This window comes from Modestobacter sp. KNN46-3 (assembly GCF_011039295.1).
On the sequence record NZ_JAAKGN010000135.1, the window covers coordinates 1 to 13999 of the forward strand.

The 13999-nt window shown below is 74.1% G+C and carries 16 protein-coding genes, 1 other RNA gene and 1 pseudogene; 3 read left to right on the top strand and 15 right to left on the bottom strand.

The window, feature by feature from the left end:
* On the bottom strand, positions 1-804 hold an 804-nt coding region (locus G5C62_RS20945; protein WP_164702545.1), incomplete at its 3' end, for a Vms1/Ankzf1 family peptidyl-tRNA hydrolase.
* Positions 805-979: 175 nt separating this feature from the next.
* Between G5C62_RS20945 and G5C62_RS20950 the strand changes: the two genes are divergently transcribed.
* Positions 980-1324: a hypothetical protein gene (locus G5C62_RS20950; protein WP_164702546.1), complete on the top strand. Its 345-nt coding sequence runs from the start codon at positions 980-982 to the stop codon at positions 1322-1324.
* Between the two features lie 52 nt (positions 1325-1376).
* Here the strand turns inward: G5C62_RS20950 and G5C62_RS20955 are convergent, their stop codons facing one another.
* From G5C62_RS20955 to G5C62_RS28755, 10 genes and pseudogenes are all read right to left on the bottom strand, one after another.
* Positions 1377-2267: a type II secretion system F family protein gene (locus G5C62_RS20955; protein ID WP_036334793.1), complete on the bottom strand. Its 891-nt coding sequence runs from the start codon at positions 2265-2267 to the stop codon at positions 1377-1379.
* A gap of 2 nt (positions 2268-2269) precedes the next feature.
* The gene (locus G5C62_RS20960) at positions 2270-3211 is read right to left on the bottom strand and encodes a type II secretion system F family protein (RefSeq protein ID WP_164702547.1); all 942 of its coding nucleotides are present in this window, start codon (positions 3209-3211) and stop codon (positions 2270-2272) included.
* Positions 3211-4623 (bottom strand): CpaF family protein, encoded by a 1413-nt coding sequence (locus tag G5C62_RS20965; RefSeq protein ID WP_036334791.1) that lies wholly within the window; start codon positions 4621-4623, stop codon positions 3211-3213. Before G5C62_RS20965 ends, G5C62_RS20960 begins: the two co-directional genes overlap by 1 nt.
* Positions 4623-5813 (bottom strand): AAA family ATPase, encoded by a 1191-nt coding sequence (locus G5C62_RS20970; protein WP_036334790.1) that lies wholly within the window; start codon positions 5811-5813, stop codon positions 4623-4625. The genes G5C62_RS20965 and G5C62_RS20970 overlap by 1 nt, the downstream gene beginning before the upstream one ends.
* On the bottom strand, positions 5810-6550 hold the full coding sequence (locus G5C62_RS20975) for a Flp pilus assembly protein CpaB (protein WP_164702548.1): 741 nt from the start codon (positions 6548-6550) through the stop codon (positions 5810-5812). The genes G5C62_RS20970 and G5C62_RS20975 overlap by 4 nt, the downstream gene beginning before the upstream one ends.
* Before the next feature lie 8 nt (positions 6551-6558).
* Entirely contained in the window at positions 6559-7533 is a 975-nt protein-coding gene (locus G5C62_RS20980; RefSeq protein WP_052091001.1) for a pilus assembly protein TadG-related protein, read from the bottom strand.
* Complete coding sequence (locus tag G5C62_RS20985) at positions 7521-7925, bottom strand: TadE/TadG family type IV pilus assembly protein (RefSeq protein ID WP_036334788.1); 405 nt, start codon at positions 7923-7925, stop codon at positions 7521-7523. Before G5C62_RS20985 ends, G5C62_RS20980 begins: the two co-directional genes overlap by 13 nt.
* A 121-nt stretch (positions 7926-8046) precedes the next feature.
* On the bottom strand, positions 8047-8259 hold the full coding sequence (locus tag G5C62_RS20990) for a Flp family type IVb pilin (RefSeq protein WP_036334787.1): 213 nt from the start codon (positions 8257-8259) through the stop codon (positions 8047-8049).
* A 156-nt stretch (positions 8260-8415) separates the two neighbouring features.
* Positions 8416-8721: a hypothetical protein gene (locus G5C62_RS27610; RefSeq protein WP_036334786.1), complete on the bottom strand. Its 306-nt coding sequence runs from the start codon at positions 8719-8721 to the stop codon at positions 8416-8418.
* A 262-nt stretch (positions 8722-8983) separates the two neighbouring features.
* Positions 8984-9280 (bottom strand): annotated as a pseudogene (locus tag G5C62_RS28755) (DUF1232 domain-containing protein); the annotation flags it as partial.
* 157 nt (positions 9281-9437) lie between these two features.
* Here G5C62_RS28755 and G5C62_RS21010 point away from each other — a divergent pair.
* The gene (locus G5C62_RS21010; RefSeq protein WP_036334783.1) at positions 9438-9644 is read left to right on the top strand and encodes a hypothetical protein; all 207 of its coding nucleotides are present in this window, start codon (positions 9438-9440) and stop codon (positions 9642-9644) included.
* 5 nt (positions 9645-9649) lie between these two features.
* On the opposite strand, the gene rnpB is transcribed toward G5C62_RS21010, so the two are convergent.
* The 3 genes from rnpB to G5C62_RS21025 form a co-directional block, all read right to left on the bottom strand.
* Positions 9650-10050, bottom strand: an RNA gene (gene rnpB, locus G5C62_RS21015) — RNase P RNA component class A.
* A gap of 30 nt (positions 10051-10080) precedes the next feature.
* On the bottom strand, positions 10081-10809 hold the full coding sequence (locus G5C62_RS21020) for a PIG-L deacetylase family protein (RefSeq protein WP_164702549.1): 729 nt from the start codon (positions 10807-10809) through the stop codon (positions 10081-10083).
* A 17-nt stretch (positions 10810-10826) separates the two neighbouring features.
* A complete protein-coding gene (locus tag G5C62_RS21025) occupies positions 10827-12347 on the bottom strand; it encodes an MFS transporter (protein WP_164702550.1) in 1521 nt (506 codons plus the stop codon).
* Positions 12348-12444: 97 nt separating this feature from the next.
* Here G5C62_RS21025 and G5C62_RS21030 point away from each other — a divergent pair, with 97 nt between their 5' ends.
* Entirely contained in the window at positions 12445-13443 is a 999-nt protein-coding gene (locus tag G5C62_RS21030; RefSeq protein ID WP_206330768.1) for an Lrp/AsnC family transcriptional regulator, read from the top strand.
* A gap of 49 nt (positions 13444-13492) precedes the next feature.
* On the opposite strand, the gene G5C62_RS21035 is transcribed toward G5C62_RS21030, so the two are convergent.
* Entirely contained in the window at positions 13493-13855 is a 363-nt protein-coding gene (locus G5C62_RS21035) for a hypothetical protein (RefSeq protein WP_241176044.1), read from the bottom strand.
* Positions 13856-13999: the final 144 nt, after the last annotated feature.

Below are 13999 nucleotides of genomic sequence, written 5' to 3' on the forward strand. Positions count from 1 at the left end.
GGCCGCCTGGACCTGCTCCACCGCTCCCGCCTGCCCGTGCCCCTCGTACTCGGCGACGAGCTCCAGCGCCCGGCGCTCGATCGGCGCGCGGTCCGCCCCGGCGGCGCGGCCGCCCTCCTCCATCGAGATCAGGATGTCGCCGACCTCCTTGCTGGCCTTGTCGGCGATCAGCTGGCGGGCCCGGACGTCCCCGGCGACCAGGACGAACTGGGCGCCGCTCCCGGTGACCAGCCGGTGGAGGTGGTCGGCCACCTGACCGGCGTTCTCCTCCCACTGGTTCTCCGCGGTGTGCATGTAGGTGTTGTGCGCCCACCCGCCGACCTTGACCTTGCGCATGTGGAAGGTGTCGCCCTCGACGGTCTCCTCGTCCGTGGGGCGCCCGGGCGTGGTGGCCACCGAGAGGTCGGCGCCGACCCGGTCGGCGACGACGACCACGTGCGGCACCCGGCCGGCCAGCTGGCGCAACACCGGCAGCAGGTCCGGGTGGGGCGACCAGCGGGCGACCGGGTCGCGCGGGACGTCGGCCAGCGCCTCGTCCAGCACCACCGACCCGTCGGCGGCGACGACGAGGGCTCGACCGCGGAGGGTGGCGATCTCACCGCCGTCGTTGGCCTGCAGCAGCTGGGCGCGCACCGACTCGACCACCCCCCCGGGTGCGCCTGCGGCGGCCAGCTCCTCGGAGATCCCGCGGACCCGCAGTTCGACCTCGGTGTCGGCGTTCTCGGTGGTGTGGGTGACGTCGGCGCAGACCGTGGCGTACGGGCCGGGCGCGCTGAACACCTGCTCCAGGAAGGTCACGTCCATGGGACGGGGGGCTCCTTCGTTTGGTCGACGTGTGCGGACGGGGCCGGCTCTGGGCCCCGATGAGTGCGTCGTCGCGGCCTACCCACCGGTCCCGCCGTCTCACACCCGGTGTGTCAGCCTGCGCCGCCCGGGTAGGCGATCGGCAGACCCCATCCCACGACCGGAAGGAGCCGGGATGTCCGAGCGCGACAGCCTCCCGTTGCCCGACTACGACCACCTGCCCGTGGGGAGCCTCACCTCCCGCATCCGCACCCTGGACGCCGACGGCCTGCAGACCGTGCTGGCCTACGAGAAGTCGCACGCCAACCGTGTGCAGGTCGTCTCGGCGATGAACCACCGGCTCAGCGAGCTGCGATCCGGCGACCAGCCCTCCGGGGGTGACCCGGCCGCCGCCCAGCCCGAGCAGGCCCCGGCGCCGTCCGGCGGATCACCGGTGTCCGAGGCGACCACCGGACCGAAGATCAACCCGCCGTCCCAGGGCGACCCGACGAACCCCGCCCAGCCCCGCTCCACGGGCTGACCGGCCGCGATCAGTGACGGGCCGGCCGCCGGGTCTCGGGACGGCGGCCGGCTCAGTCGCTGAAGGCCGCCACGATGTCCATGACGGCCGGCCCGAGCAGGACGATGAACAGGGTCGGCAAGATGCAGAGGATCAGCGGGAAGATCACCTTGACCGGGATCTGCATGGCCTTCTCCTCGGCCCGCTGGCGGCGCTTGAGGCGCATCTCCTGGGCCTGGGTCCGCAGCACGTCGGCGATCGAGACCCCGTACTGGTCGGCCTGGACCACCGCGCGGATGAACCGGCGCAGGTCCGGGACGGCGGTGCGCTCGGCGAGAGCGAGGTAGGCCTCCCGGCGGGGCTGGCCGACCGCGATGTCCTGGAGGGTGCGCACCAGCTCCTCGGCGAGCGGGCCGGTGCCGTTCTTCCCGGCCCGGGCCATCGCCGACTCGAAGCCCAGCCCCGCCTCCACGGCGATGGTCATCTGGTCCAGCGTGTCGGCCAGCTCCAGGCTGATGGCCTGCTGCCGCTCCTGCCCGCGGCTGTAGAGCAGCAGCTCCGGCACGAAGTAGGCCACGCCGGTCACCGCCACGGCGAGGAGGCCGGGCAGGAGACCAGGGCGACCGGAGACGACCACGAGCCCCAGGCCCGCAGCAACGACGGCGAGCACCAGCTTCGCCGCGATGAGCCGGGGCAGCGGCCAGGCCGCCGGGCGGCCGGCGGTGCCGGCCAGCCGGTTGAGCCGGGCGACGGTGCCGCGCGGCGTCAGCGCCCGGACCAGGCCGGCGCCCGCCCGGGACCCGGACCGGGCCGCGGAGGCAGAGCCCAGGTCCAGACCGCGGGTGAGGTTCTCCCGTGCCTGGACAGCGGCCGGCGCGGGTCGGCTGAGGGTGGCCCAGCCGAGCACCGGCAGCGCGAGGGCCAACGCGACGGCGGCCGTCAGCACGACGAGGGGCAGGTCCATCATCAGAACCGGATCGCCACGGTCTTCTTGAGCCAGAAGCCGCCGACGGCCATCATCACCGCGGCCACCGCGAGCATGGCGTAGCCGGCGAGGCTCTGGGTGAACTTGGCCAGGTAGGCCGGGTTGGTCACCGAGAGGAACGCGACGATGCCGAACGGCAGCGCCATCAGCACGGTCGCCGACAGCTTCCCCTCCGCGGACAGCGCCTTCACCTGACGGCGGATCGCGTTGCGCTCCCGGATGGTGTGGCCGACCGCGTCCAGCACCTCCGCGAGGTTCCCGCCCACTTCCCGGTGGATGGCGATGGCCTGCGCGACCCAGACGAAGTCGTCGCTGCCCATCCGCGCGGCCACCTCGTCCAGGGCGTCGCTGAGGTCGCGTCCCACCCGTGTCTCGTTGACGATCCGGGCGAACTCCTCCGACGTCGGCGCCTCGGCCTCGTGGGACACCGAGTCGACCGACCGGAGCAGGCTGTGCCCGGCCCGCAGGCTGCTGGCCATCAACTGCAGGGAGTCGTCGAGCTGGTCGGCGAACGCGGCCCGCCGTCGTGCGGCCCTGACCTTCAGCAGCAGCCTGGCACCCAGTGGCCCGGCAAGGGCGGCGAGGACGCCGAGCACCGGCCCGCCCAGCAGCGCCCCGGTGGCAGCCAGGCCGAGCGTGGCCACGCCGACCAGCAGGACGAAGTCCGGCAGCGCCGTCGCGATCCCTGCCCGCTCCAGCGCGGCGGTGCCCGAGGCGGCCCGGCCCCGCCTCTCCAGCACCCTGCCCACCGCCGCACCGGCGGCCGCCCCGGCACCGGCGAGTGCAGAGGACGGCGGCGCGGTGGCCGGGTCCAGCCGGCTGAGCGGGACCTGGACGGGGCCCGCGGGCAGGACGACGAGAGCGGTCAGGAGCAGCGCGGCCAGCACAGCCGACACGCCCAGGACGAGGAACGCCGAGGCCATCAGGACCAGCTCCGCTGGCGGGGGACCTCCGGCGCGCCGAAGACCCGCGGGGAGAGCGTGATCCCGAGGTCGTCGAACTTGTCGGTGAACCGCGGGCGGACCCCGGTGGGCACCGGCTTGCCGAGGAACTTCCCGTGTGCGTCGACGCCCGCGGAGTAGTCGAAGAGGAAGGCGTCCTGCAGGGTGACCGTCTCCCCCTCCATGCCCTGCACCTCGGTGACGTGGGTGACCCGCCGGCTGCCGTCACGCAACCGGGTGATCTGCACGACGACGTCGACGGCGGAGGCGATCTGCTCGCGGATCGCCCGCAGCGGCAGGTCCATCCCGGCCATCAGCACGAGCGTCTCCAGCCGGGCGATCGCGTCGCGCGGGGTGTTGGCGTGGACGGTGGACAGCGAGCCGTCGTGGCCGGTGTTCATCGCCTGCAGCATGTCCAGCGACTCACCACCGCGGCACTCCCCCACCACGATGCGATCGGGTCGCATGCGGAGTGAGTTGCGCACCAGGTCGCGGATGGTGATCGCGCCCTTGCCCTCGATGTTGGGCGGTCGGGACTCCAGGCGGACCACGTGGTCCTGTTGCAGCTGCAGCTCGACGGCGTCCTCGATGGTGACGATCCGTTCGCCCTCGGGGATGAAGGAGGACAGCACGTTGAGCAGCGTCGTCTTCCCGGTGCCGGTGCCACCGGAGACGATCACGTTGAGCCGCGCCGCCACGCAGGCGTCGAGCAGCTCGGCCATCTCCGGTGACAGGGTGCCGAAGGCGATCAGGTCGTCGACGGTGAACGGGTCCTTGGAGAACTTGCGGATCGTGAGCGTGGAGCCGCTGAAGGCCAGCGGCGGGATGACGGCGTTGACCCGGGAGCCGTCGGCCAGGCGAGCGTCGACCAGCGGCGAGGACTCGTCGATCCGCCGTCCCACCCGGGAGACGATCCGGTCGATGACCCGGCGCAGGTGCTCCTCGGAGGTGAAGCGCGACGCGGTCCGGCTGAGCCGGCCGTGCTGCTCGACGTAGATGGAGTCCGGGCCGTTCACCATGATCTCGGTGACCGCGGGGTCGTCGAGCAGCCGCTGCAGCGGGCCGTAACCCAGGACGTCGTCGGCCAGCTCGGCGGTGAGCCGCTGCCGCTCGTCGCTGCTGAGCGGGACGCTCTCCTCCTCCACCACCTCGTCGAGCTCGCCGAGCACGATGGCGCGGAGCTGGTCCTCGCTCAGGCTCGGGTCGTTCATCCGGCTGCCCATGCGCTCGAACAGCGCCTTGCCGACCCGGTCCTTGAGCCGGCTCAGGGCGTCGGGGACGGGCGGACCCGTGAAGCCGGCGGCGGGCGCGGTCGTCACCGGCGCGACCGGCGCGACCGGTACCGGCGCGACGGCGACGCCACGGGCGGCGTCCAGGCGGGAGGCGAGGTTCATCAGGACGCCGCCCGGTGCCGGGCGCGGACACGGCCGGGGCTGACCAGGGGCGTGGCGGCGAACCGGGCCACCAGTCGGCGCAGCTCCTTGGTCATCGGGTCCCGGCCGCCGCTCTGCAGCAGGGGCACCCCCTGGTTGGTCGACGCCGGCACGGCCGACGACCGCGGGAGGACGACGTCCACGCCGGTGCCGATCGTGGTCTCCACGTCGCGCACCGACAGCCCACCCTTCGGGTCGGCGAAGTTCATCACCACGTGCCGGCCGGCCGGGATCATGCAGAGCTCGCGGAGGACGTCGAGCTCCTTGCGCAGGCCGCGCACCCCGGGCACGTCCATGCTGCTGAGCATCACGACGTCGGTGGCCCGGTCCAGGGCGGCGAGCGTCTGTTCGGACAGACCCGGGGCGGTGTCGACCACGACGTAGCGGAACTCGCGGGCCAGCGAGGTGAGCAGCGCGGTGACGTCCGCGGCGGAGACGGTGTCACCGGCCGCCGGGGAGTCCGAGCCGCACACCGCGTACAGCCCGCTGGGGTGCCCGGTCAGGAAGGTCTTGAGCACCATGGTGTCCTGGCTCGCCGGGCCGTGCACGGCGTCGGGCAGCGTGTGCTCGGGCACCAGCCCCAGCGCCGAGGCGACATCGCCGAACTGCACGTCCAGGTCGACCAGCACCGTGGACTGCGGCGCGGAGGCGGTCAGCCCGATGGCCAGGTTGGTCGCAACCGTCGTCTTGCCCACCCCGCCCTTCGGGGAGGCGACGGTGATCACCCGGCCCGTGTAGCGGCTGGTGTCGTCGGCCGGGCGCAGCGCACGCCGCCGGCCGGCCGCGGCCTGCGCGGCCCGCTCGATGGCCGCCCGGATCTCCCCGACGTCGGCGCCGGGGTCCAGCAGGTCGCGGATGCCGGCCCGCATGGCGGCCTGCCACAGCTCGGGCTCCGGTCGGGTGACGAGCACCACGCTGATCCCGGGGCACTGCGCGTCCATCCGGGCAGCCAGCGCGAGCACGTCGGGAGCCGGCGCCCCCGGGCCGATCATCAGCACCTCCGGCAGCTCGCCGTCGGTGAGCTGCTCGAACAGGCGTGCCGGGTCGCCGGGCAGCCGGCCGGCCGGCAGCACGTGGACGTCGCCGTCGGCGGCGGCGGAGACCCGCCGGGCCAGCTCGTCGTCGGACGCGGCGAGCACGACGCGGCTCATGACCAGTCCTTTCCGTACACGTTGCCCGGGGTGATGACCTCGGTGCCGTCGATGTCGGCGCCGTCGGGTTCCAGGGAGAGCCACAGCGTGCCGTGCTCGGCGCCGAAGACGACGCCCTCGGCCTGCTCGGCGGTGACCGCCAGGGCGACCATCAGGCTGGCCGCCGGCGCCGCGGACCCGGCGGACGCGGTCTCGACGTCGGCTGCCTCCCCGACCGGCGCCGGGGCGCCCTGCACCTGGGTGACCAGCACGCGGTGCAGGATCACGTGCGTGCTGGGCGGGTCACCCACGGACACGAAGACCCCGACCGTGTCACCGGCGGCGAGCCGGCCGCCCACGGCGCGCTGGGGCTCGAGCAGCACGCTGACCTCCTGCGCGCCGGCCGGGACAGCGACCGTGCCCGGGACCTGCAGCTGGTCCGGGCGGGCGAAGCGGGCGGCGAGCACCTGCTCCCCCGGCTGCAGGTCCACGGTGGCCACCTGGCCGACCAGGTCGGCGAGGTCGGTGACCCGGCCCGCCACCGCGGCCTTGGCCGGCACCTGCTCCTGCCGGACCAGGGCGGCCAGCTCGGGAGCCGCCGTCCCTGCGGGGACGAGCTGGTCCACGACCAGCACCTCGACGGTCTGGACACCGGCAAGGGCACGGGTGTCGGCGCCGCGCACGTAGGCCACCAGGACCACCGTGCCGACGACGGCGAGGACCAGGGCCGCGAAGGCGGCCAGCAGTCGGCGTCTCACAGGAGCCCCTATCGGATGAGTCGGAGGATGTTGGTGCCGAGCGCGGGCGCGTCGGAGCTGTAGCTGAAGGCCTCGGAGAGGTCGACGAAGCGGGTGAAGTAGCCGCTCACGCACCGGTCGTTCCCGGAGCACGGCTTCGGGCTGGTGGAGAACTGGCCGCCGAAGTGGAAGCCGGTGAGCCGGAACGCCGCGTAGCCGTAGACCCGGTACCACGCGTTGTTCCCCGTGCCGTCGTACTCGTCGAAGATCGGCAGGAGCACGATCCGGTCGATCCACTGCGTCACGTCCGCCGCGGAGCACGACGAGGGCGGGGTGTTGCCCGTCGAGGAGTACGAGCGCTGTTCGACGGCGCTCGCCACGCTGCACGTGCCCGTTTCGGTGTCCAGGTACCCGAACCCGCCCGGGACGAAGTTGCCCGAGGGGCCGGTGCAGGACATCGCGTCCGCGGTCCCCTTGGTCAAGGTGATCGTGTGCACGGTGGTCGCCGACGGCAGACCGCCGTGGGTCTGCCGCTCGAACTCACACCACGAGAAGGTCAGCGGCAGCACCGCCGTGCCGGCGTCCGGGCTGCCCCAGCCGACGGTGGCCGAGGCGGTCACCCCCGTGGCGTCGTGCCCGATCACCGGCGCGAACCAGTGCTGCACCGGGGTGCTGCCGGTGACGCTGACACTGAGCGGGTCGCTCGACAGCACCGGCGGGGCGGCACTGGCGTCGCCGTCGTTGGCCTCGACCAGGGCGGATGCGGTGGCGACCATGTCCCCGCAGGCGCCGCGGGCGCAGTCCTGGGCGACGGCGAACGCGGCCGCGTCGGCCGCGACCTGGAGCCGGGCCCGCTCGGCGTAGAGCGCACCGACGTCGACCGCGATCGCGGCGAAGCCGAGCATCGGGACCATCAGCAGCGACAGCACGACGGCGGCGGCCCCGTGCTCGTCGCCGAGCCGGCGCGCCGTCCGGGAGGTGACCCGGGAGATCAGCCGTTGCACCGCATGACCCCCTTGGCGCTCAGGCTCAGACCCGACCCGAAGAACCCGGTCAGGTAGGGCTTGGGGTAGCTGATGGTCACGCTCACGTACGTGCTGCTGCCGATGCCACCGAGGAGCGGGCACGACGCGGGCGTGATCGTGATCTGCGCGTCGGTGATGTCCGGGTCCAGCGTGGCGGCTGCACCGCGGACGGCGGTGCGGGCGGCGGCCTGGTCATTCTGCAGGGCCATCGCCCGGGCACCTTCACGAGCAGCCGCGGACAGCGTCCCCTGCACCGAGAAGGCGTGCCCGAACTCGGCGATGCCGAGGACGAGCGCGATGAGCAGCGGGACGATCATCGCGAACTCCACCGCGCTCGCCCCGCGCTCGTCGCGCAGTCGGCGTCCGACCATGTCCCACCTCCTCGTTGTCTGGGCTGGTGCAGCTGTCCCCTGCGTGTGCAGCGGCGCGGCGGCCCCCCGGAGGAGGCCGCCGCGCCGGGCAGCCGCTACTGGACTCGGACGCGCGCGGACGTCAGGGGGTGACGGTCCCGCCGAGCTCCGTGGTGATGCTGGTGAAGAGGGTGTTCAGCTGACCGCCGAGGGCGGTGACGGCGACGATGATCACGACGGCGATCAGACCGACCATCAGGCCGTACTCGACGGCGGTGGCGCCCTTCTCCTCCTTCTTGAGCCGGTCGGAGGCGACGGAGGCGAGCGTGAACAGGGTCGTGTAGAGCTGGGTCACGAGGTGCTCCTCTGGTGGTCGTGCCGACTGGAGCGGGTCGGCTGACCCGTCCTCGCGGCTGCACCGAGACCATCGAGTTCCGGAGCGGCGAACTTGAGCAACACCCCTCGTCCGGGGTACCGATGCAAGCCATCCGGGGTGGATCGCCGGAGACCGTCACGCAGCGTTGCGGTCCCCGCTGCCCGTGGCTGCGTCAGGAGAAGGGGAGTGCGATTGCCACAGCTGCCCCGAGCAGCATGGCCGGTCCGAACGGCAGGGCGCTGGCGCGCCGGACCCGGCCGGCGGCGAGCAGGACGAGGCGGCAGAGCGCCGGCGGCGAGCGCGGGGAAGCACGATCCGGTCGGGCAGCAGCCGGTGCTGCACGTCCACCACGGCCAGCAGCACGGCGACGACGGCGAGCAGCAGGAAGGCAGGCAGCGCCGCCGTCGGCCCGACGCGCAGCGCGGTCAGGCCGGTGCACACCGCAACAGCAAGGCACCGCCGGTGACCGCGGTCAGCACGGGGTCACCGGACAGGCGCACGGCGGCCACCCTGACACGCCGCCACTCCTGCACCCGGCAGGCCGGGAGCCCGCGCGTCCGGTCGGCTCACCGACTCCGGCTCAGTGCCCGGTCGGTCGGGGCGCCTCCGGCACACCTGGACCGAGCAGCCGCTCGATGATGCGGCGGTCACCCGGCCAGGCATCCAGCAGCACGCCCCGGGGCACCCGGCGGGCGGCGTAGCGCAGCGCCAGGGCGACCACCACGACGTCGTCCAGTGGCCCGATCACCGGCAGGAACTCCGGGATCAGGTCGATCGGCGAGAGCACCCACAGCCCGGCCAGCAGCAGCGCCACCTTCGCCCGGCGAGGGACCGCCGGGTGCCGGCGCAGCCGGCGGAGAGCGGTGCCGCACGCGGGGAGGAACCGGGCCAGCTCGCGGGCCGTGCCCGGGGGGAGGGTGCGCGCCAGCAGCACGAGCACCGCCCAGCTGAGCAGGACGACGGCCACGGCGATGCCCACCCAGGTCAGCCAGCGCGTCACCCGGGAAGTCTCCCAACCCCACCGCCCGACCGGGGGACCCGACCGCGGGGGTGCCCACGGGGACGGAGACGGCTGGTGTGCCCTGTGGGGCGGCCGTGAGACGACACGGTGCTGCAACCTGCCGGGATCGGCTGGACGGTCTGCCTACCGTCCGTCCATGCGCCCGAACCGACTTCCCCCGGTCCCCCAGCCCACCGCCCGCCTCCAGCAGCTGACGCTGATCGCCGCGGCCCGGGTGAGCGCCTGCCGGACGACGTCCAGCCAGCAGATCACCGACATCGTGCGGGTCACCGTCGACGACGAGGTGGACACCACCACGTTCCGCGCGATCGTCGCCGAGGTCGGCGGTACCGCCGGGCGCTGAGGCGACGGACGAGTCGACCTGTACGCCGGGTTCTGTCCCCGGGCGCCTCGCGGCGTCCCGATGAGCGGCCATCCATCTAGGCCTGCCGTTGCCGACAGGCTCGAGCGGTCCACCCGCAGGCTCGGGCGGGCAGCCCTCGAACGCCTGCGCAGGACGGCGGCGGACCGCCGTCCCTTTTCGACCTTGCTCCGGGTGGGGTTTACCGAGCCACACCGGTCACCCGGTGTGCGGTGGTCTCTTACACCGCCGTTTCACCCTTACCAGTGCACGCACTGGCGGTCTGTTCTCTGTGGCACTGTCCCGCGGGTCACCCCGGGTCGCTGTTGACGACCACCCTGCCCTGTGGAGCCCGGACGTTCCTCGGCGGCAGGGTCTCCCCCACCGACGCGACCGCCCAGCCGACTCGTCCGTCGTGCCGGCAGCCTACCCCGGCGGTTCAGCCCCAGTAGAGGCGGAAGCCGACCTGCCGGCCGCCGTCCTCGGTCAGGGTCGCCATGTCGACCTGGCGGCGGGCCTGCTCCTCGACCGGGTCGTCGGACAGCGCCTCGAGGTAGCGGCGGTGCTCGACGAGGGAGGCGACGGCGGTCTCGACGCCGTCGCTGACGTCGACCACGTGCGGCGGCGGGTACCCGACCGCGTGCACGGCGACGTACTGCACGCCCGACCACGGTGTCTCGGTCAGGTCGGGGAAGATCCACTCGTTGCCCGCGTCGGCGACGGCGTCGAGCAGCGACCGGGTCAGCGCGCGGTGGTCGGCGGAGTTCAGCGCGCCGGGGGTGACCTCCGGCGGGGTCCAGGTGTCCCCGCCGTGCATGACCACGACCAGATCGGGCCGGTGTCGGCGCAGCGCCCCGGCGAGGTCCCGGCGCAGCTGCAGGTCGGCGACGAGGACGCCGTCGGAGTGGTCGAAGAACTCCACCTCCGAGACGCCGACGACGGCAGCCGACCGGCGCTCCTCCTCCTCGCGCAGCGGACCGGCCTCGGCCGGGGACAGCCCGGCGATGCCCGCCTCGCCGCGGGTGGCCAGCAGGTAGTGCACCTCCTTGCCCGCCGCCGTCCACACCGCGACCGCGGCCGCGGGGCCGTACTCGATGTCGTCGGGGTGCGCGGCGACGACGAGTGCGCGCTGCCAGTCATCGGGGAACGGGGCGGGAGCAGAGGCCATGCCCGGAGTCTGCCCGCTCAGCGCGCCGGGGCGGGCTCCGGCGCCGCGGCCCGCGGTCCGCCCTGGCTCGGCGCCGCGGCGCGGACCAGCCACAGCACCAGCAGCCCACCGACGATCCCCGCACCGCCACTGACCAGGAAGGCCTCGCGCAGCCCGCTGGCGTAGGCGCTGCCCAGCAGGTCGGCGAGCCCGGCCCGGTCCGCGGCGGGCGCAGCGTCGACGAGCTGCCCGGTCTGCCCCGCGGTGAGCGCCGCGGCGGTGGCCTCGGGGTCGGCCGCGTCGCCGTCCCGGAGCACGCCGGCGGCCTGGGCGGTGAAGACGCTGCCCAGCACCGCCACGCCCAGGGCGAACCCGAGCTGCCGGGCGGTGTTCACCGCACCCGAGGCCATCCCGCTGCGCTCCCGGGGCACCGCGGCGAGCGCCGCCGACGCCAGCGTCGGGTTGGCCACCCCGACCCCGATGCCGAGCACCGCCAGCCCCGGGACGAGGACCCGCCACGAGGAGTCGGCCTGGATGAGGGCCATCAGCAGTGCGGCGACGCCGATGACGATCAGCCCACCGCCGACGACGAACCGCGGGGGCAGCGTCTGGAGGTACCGCCCGGCGAAGGCGGCGACGGTGAAGCTGAACGCCGACAGCGGGATGAACACCAGCCCGCCCTGCAGCGGCGAGAGCCCCAGCACCGACTGCAGCCACAGCGAGATGTAGAGGTTGTGCGCGAACGCCGCCCCGTTCAGCAGCAGCGCACCGAGCATGATCCCGGTGAAGGAGCGGTTGGCGAACAGCCGGACGTCGAGCATCGGCGCCCGGCGGCTGCGCTCGACGCGCACCCAGGCGGCCAGCACCAGGACGCCGGCGGCCAGCGGACCCCAGGCGACCGGGGCACCCCACCCGTCGGCGGCGGCCCGGACGAGGCCGAAGACGATCCCGCCGGCGCCGAGGGTGAACAGCACGATGCCCGGGACGTCGGGACGCGGGGCGCCCGGCTGGCGCGCCTCCTCCACGGCGATGAGCGTCAGCACGACGCCGAACACGCTGATCGGCAGGTTGACGTAGAAGATCCAGCGCCAGTCCAGCTCGGTCAGCGCGCCGCCCAGGATCGGGCCCATGGCCGCGGCGGCACCGACCACGGCCCCCCAGACGCCGAAGGCCGTCCCGCGGTCACGCCCCTCGTAGCTGGTGTTGATCAGCGCGATGGTGGTGGCGAGCATGGCCGCCGCCCCGATGCCCTGCACCGCCCGCGCCCCGATCAGCAGCTCCGCCCCCGGGGCGAGCCCACAGGCCAGCGACGCCAGCGCGAACAGGCCCAGACCGATCAGGTAGAGCCGGCGCCGGCCGTACAGGTCGGCCAGCGAACCGGCGCCCAGCACGAGGGCGGCCAGCGCCAGGGCGTAGACGTCGACGACCCACTGCAGCTGGCCGAAGCTGGTGTCCAGGTCGGTGGCCATGTCGGGCAGGGCGACGTTCACGATCGTGACGTCGATGAGGAGCATGAACGTGCCGGTGCAGATCGCGACCAGCGGCAGCCACTTGCGCATGGTCCCACTGTGCAACGGTCCACCGACGGGACCCACGCCAGGAGCCCGCCGGTGACGGGATCCTCCATCCACAGGTCCGTGGTGCAGGATGGCGACCGTGCTCGACGCCGTGGACCGCCAGATCGTGCACGCCATGCAGGTCGACGGCCGGGCGCCGTTCAGCCGCATCGGCGCCGTCCTGGGCGTCTCCGAGCAGACCGTGGCCCGCCGGTGGCGACGGCTGCGGGCCGATGGCGTGGTCCGGGTGCTCGGGCTGACCACCCCCGAGGCCAGCGAGCCCAGCTGGCACATCCGGATGCGGGTGCAGCCGGCCGCCGCGGGCGCCGTCGCCGACGCCCTGGCCCGCCGTCCCGACGTCTCATGGGTGAGCCTGACCGCCGGCGGCGCCGAGATCACCTGCTCCACCCGGCCCCGCACGACCCGCCAGCGCGACGCCCTGCTGCTGGACCGGCTGCCCCGCACCGTCCAGGTCATCGACCTGGCCGCGTTCTCGGTGCTGCACTCCTACGTCGGCGGCGCCTACGAGTGGACGGACTTCGACGACCCGCTCAGCGAGGACCAGATCGCCGCGCTCGGCTCCGACTCGGCCCGGGCCACCCCGACCCCCGTCGCCCTCGACCCGGAGGACGAGCTGCTGCTGGCCGCGCTGGCCACCGACGGCCGGCTCAGCTACGCCGAGCTCGCCGGGGTCACCGGCTGGTCGGAGAGCCGGGTGGCCCGGCGGGTGGAGGCCCTGCGGTCGGCCGGCGCCCTCTACTTCGACCTGGAGATCGCCACCGAGCTGCTCGGGCACCCGGTCAGCGCGCTGCTGTGGCTCGGTGTCGCCCCGAAGGACCTCGCGCACGTCGGCGAGTCCCTGGCCCGGGCACCGGAGACCGGGTTCACCGCGGTCGTCACCGGCCCGGCGAACCTGATGGTGGCGGTGACCTGCCGGGACACCGCCCACCTCTACCGGTTCCTCACCGACCGGGTCGGCGCGCTGCCGGTGCGCACCCTGGAGACCTCCACGGTGCTGCGCCGGGTCAAGCAGGCCGGCAGCCTGATGGACGGGCCGCGGCTGACCGACCCCGAGCCGCCGCCGGTCCGCGGCCGCTGAAGGGGCCCCCACCAGCTCGGGTCGGACCACGAGCCGTCCCGGAGTCCGCTCAGCGGCGGCCGCGGGCGACCTTCAGCGCGGCGGTGAGCATCGGGACCTGGAAGGGGATCCGTGCCACCGCGACGGCCAGCTTCCCCGGCTGGCGCCGGAACGCGCGCACCGTCTGCGCGTGTGCGGGCAGGACGCCGACCAGCAGCCCCACCGCCGCCCAGCCCCCGGCCCGCCGCGTGGCCGGCACGGCCAGCAACCCGGCGGTGACCAGCTCGACCACCCCGCTGCCGAGCACCCACGGCCGCGGCGCGCCCAGCTCCGGCGGGATCATCCAGTCGTAGGCCTGCGGGCGGACCAGGTGGAAGACCCCGGTCGCGGTCATCCCCGCCGCCATGCCCAGTGCGCGCACGTCGTCCCTCATGGGCCGGACAGTAGGCTCCGCGGCCGTGTCCCCTGTCGACCTGCTCATCGCCGCAGGGGTCGCCCTCCTGGCCGGCGGCATCAACTCGATCGCCGGCGGCGGGTCGCTGATCCTCTTCCCCGTGCTGGTCGGCCTGGGGCTGGG

What these genes read in the sequence shown, in the direction of transcription:
- G5C62_RS20960 (WP_164702547.1), bottom strand. Translation starts at nt 3,211, where the DNA reads ATGGCCTCGGCGTTCCTCGTCCTGGGCGTGTCGGCTGTGCTGGCCGCG.
- G5C62_RS21025 (WP_164702550.1), bottom strand. Translation starts at nt 12,347, where the DNA reads ATGCGCAAGTGGCTGCCGCTGGTCGCGATCTGCACCGGCACGTTCATG.
- G5C62_RS21020 (WP_164702549.1), bottom strand. Translation starts at nt 10,809, where the DNA reads ATGGCCTCTGCTCCCGCCCCGTTCCCCGATGACTGGCAGCGCGCACTC.
- G5C62_RS20955 (WP_036334793.1), bottom strand. Translation starts at nt 2,267, where the DNA reads ATGGACCTGCCCCTCGTCGTGCTGACGGCCGCCGTCGCGTTGGCCCTC.
- G5C62_RS21010 (WP_036334783.1), top strand. Translation starts at nt 9,438, where the DNA reads ATGCGCCCGAACCGACTTCCCCCGGTCCCCCAGCCCACCGCCCGCCTC.
- G5C62_RS20970 (WP_036334790.1), bottom strand. Translation starts at nt 5,813, where the DNA reads ATGAGCCGCGTCGTGCTCGCCGCGTCCGACGACGAGCTGGCCCGGCGG.
- G5C62_RS20965 (WP_036334791.1), bottom strand. Translation starts at nt 4,623, where the DNA reads ATGAACCTCGCCTCCCGCCTGGACGCCGCCCGTGGCGTCGCCGTCGCG.
- G5C62_RS20950 (WP_164702546.1), top strand. Translation starts at nt 980, where the DNA reads ATGTCCGAGCGCGACAGCCTCCCGTTGCCCGACTACGACCACCTGCCC.
- G5C62_RS20985 (WP_036334788.1), bottom strand. Translation starts at nt 7,925, where the DNA reads ATGGTCGGACGCCGACTGCGCGACGAGCGCGGGGCGAGCGCGGTGGAG.
- G5C62_RS21035 (WP_241176044.1), bottom strand. Translation starts at nt 13,855, where the DNA reads ATGAGGGACGACGTGCGCGCACTGGGCATGGCGGCGGGGATGACCGCG.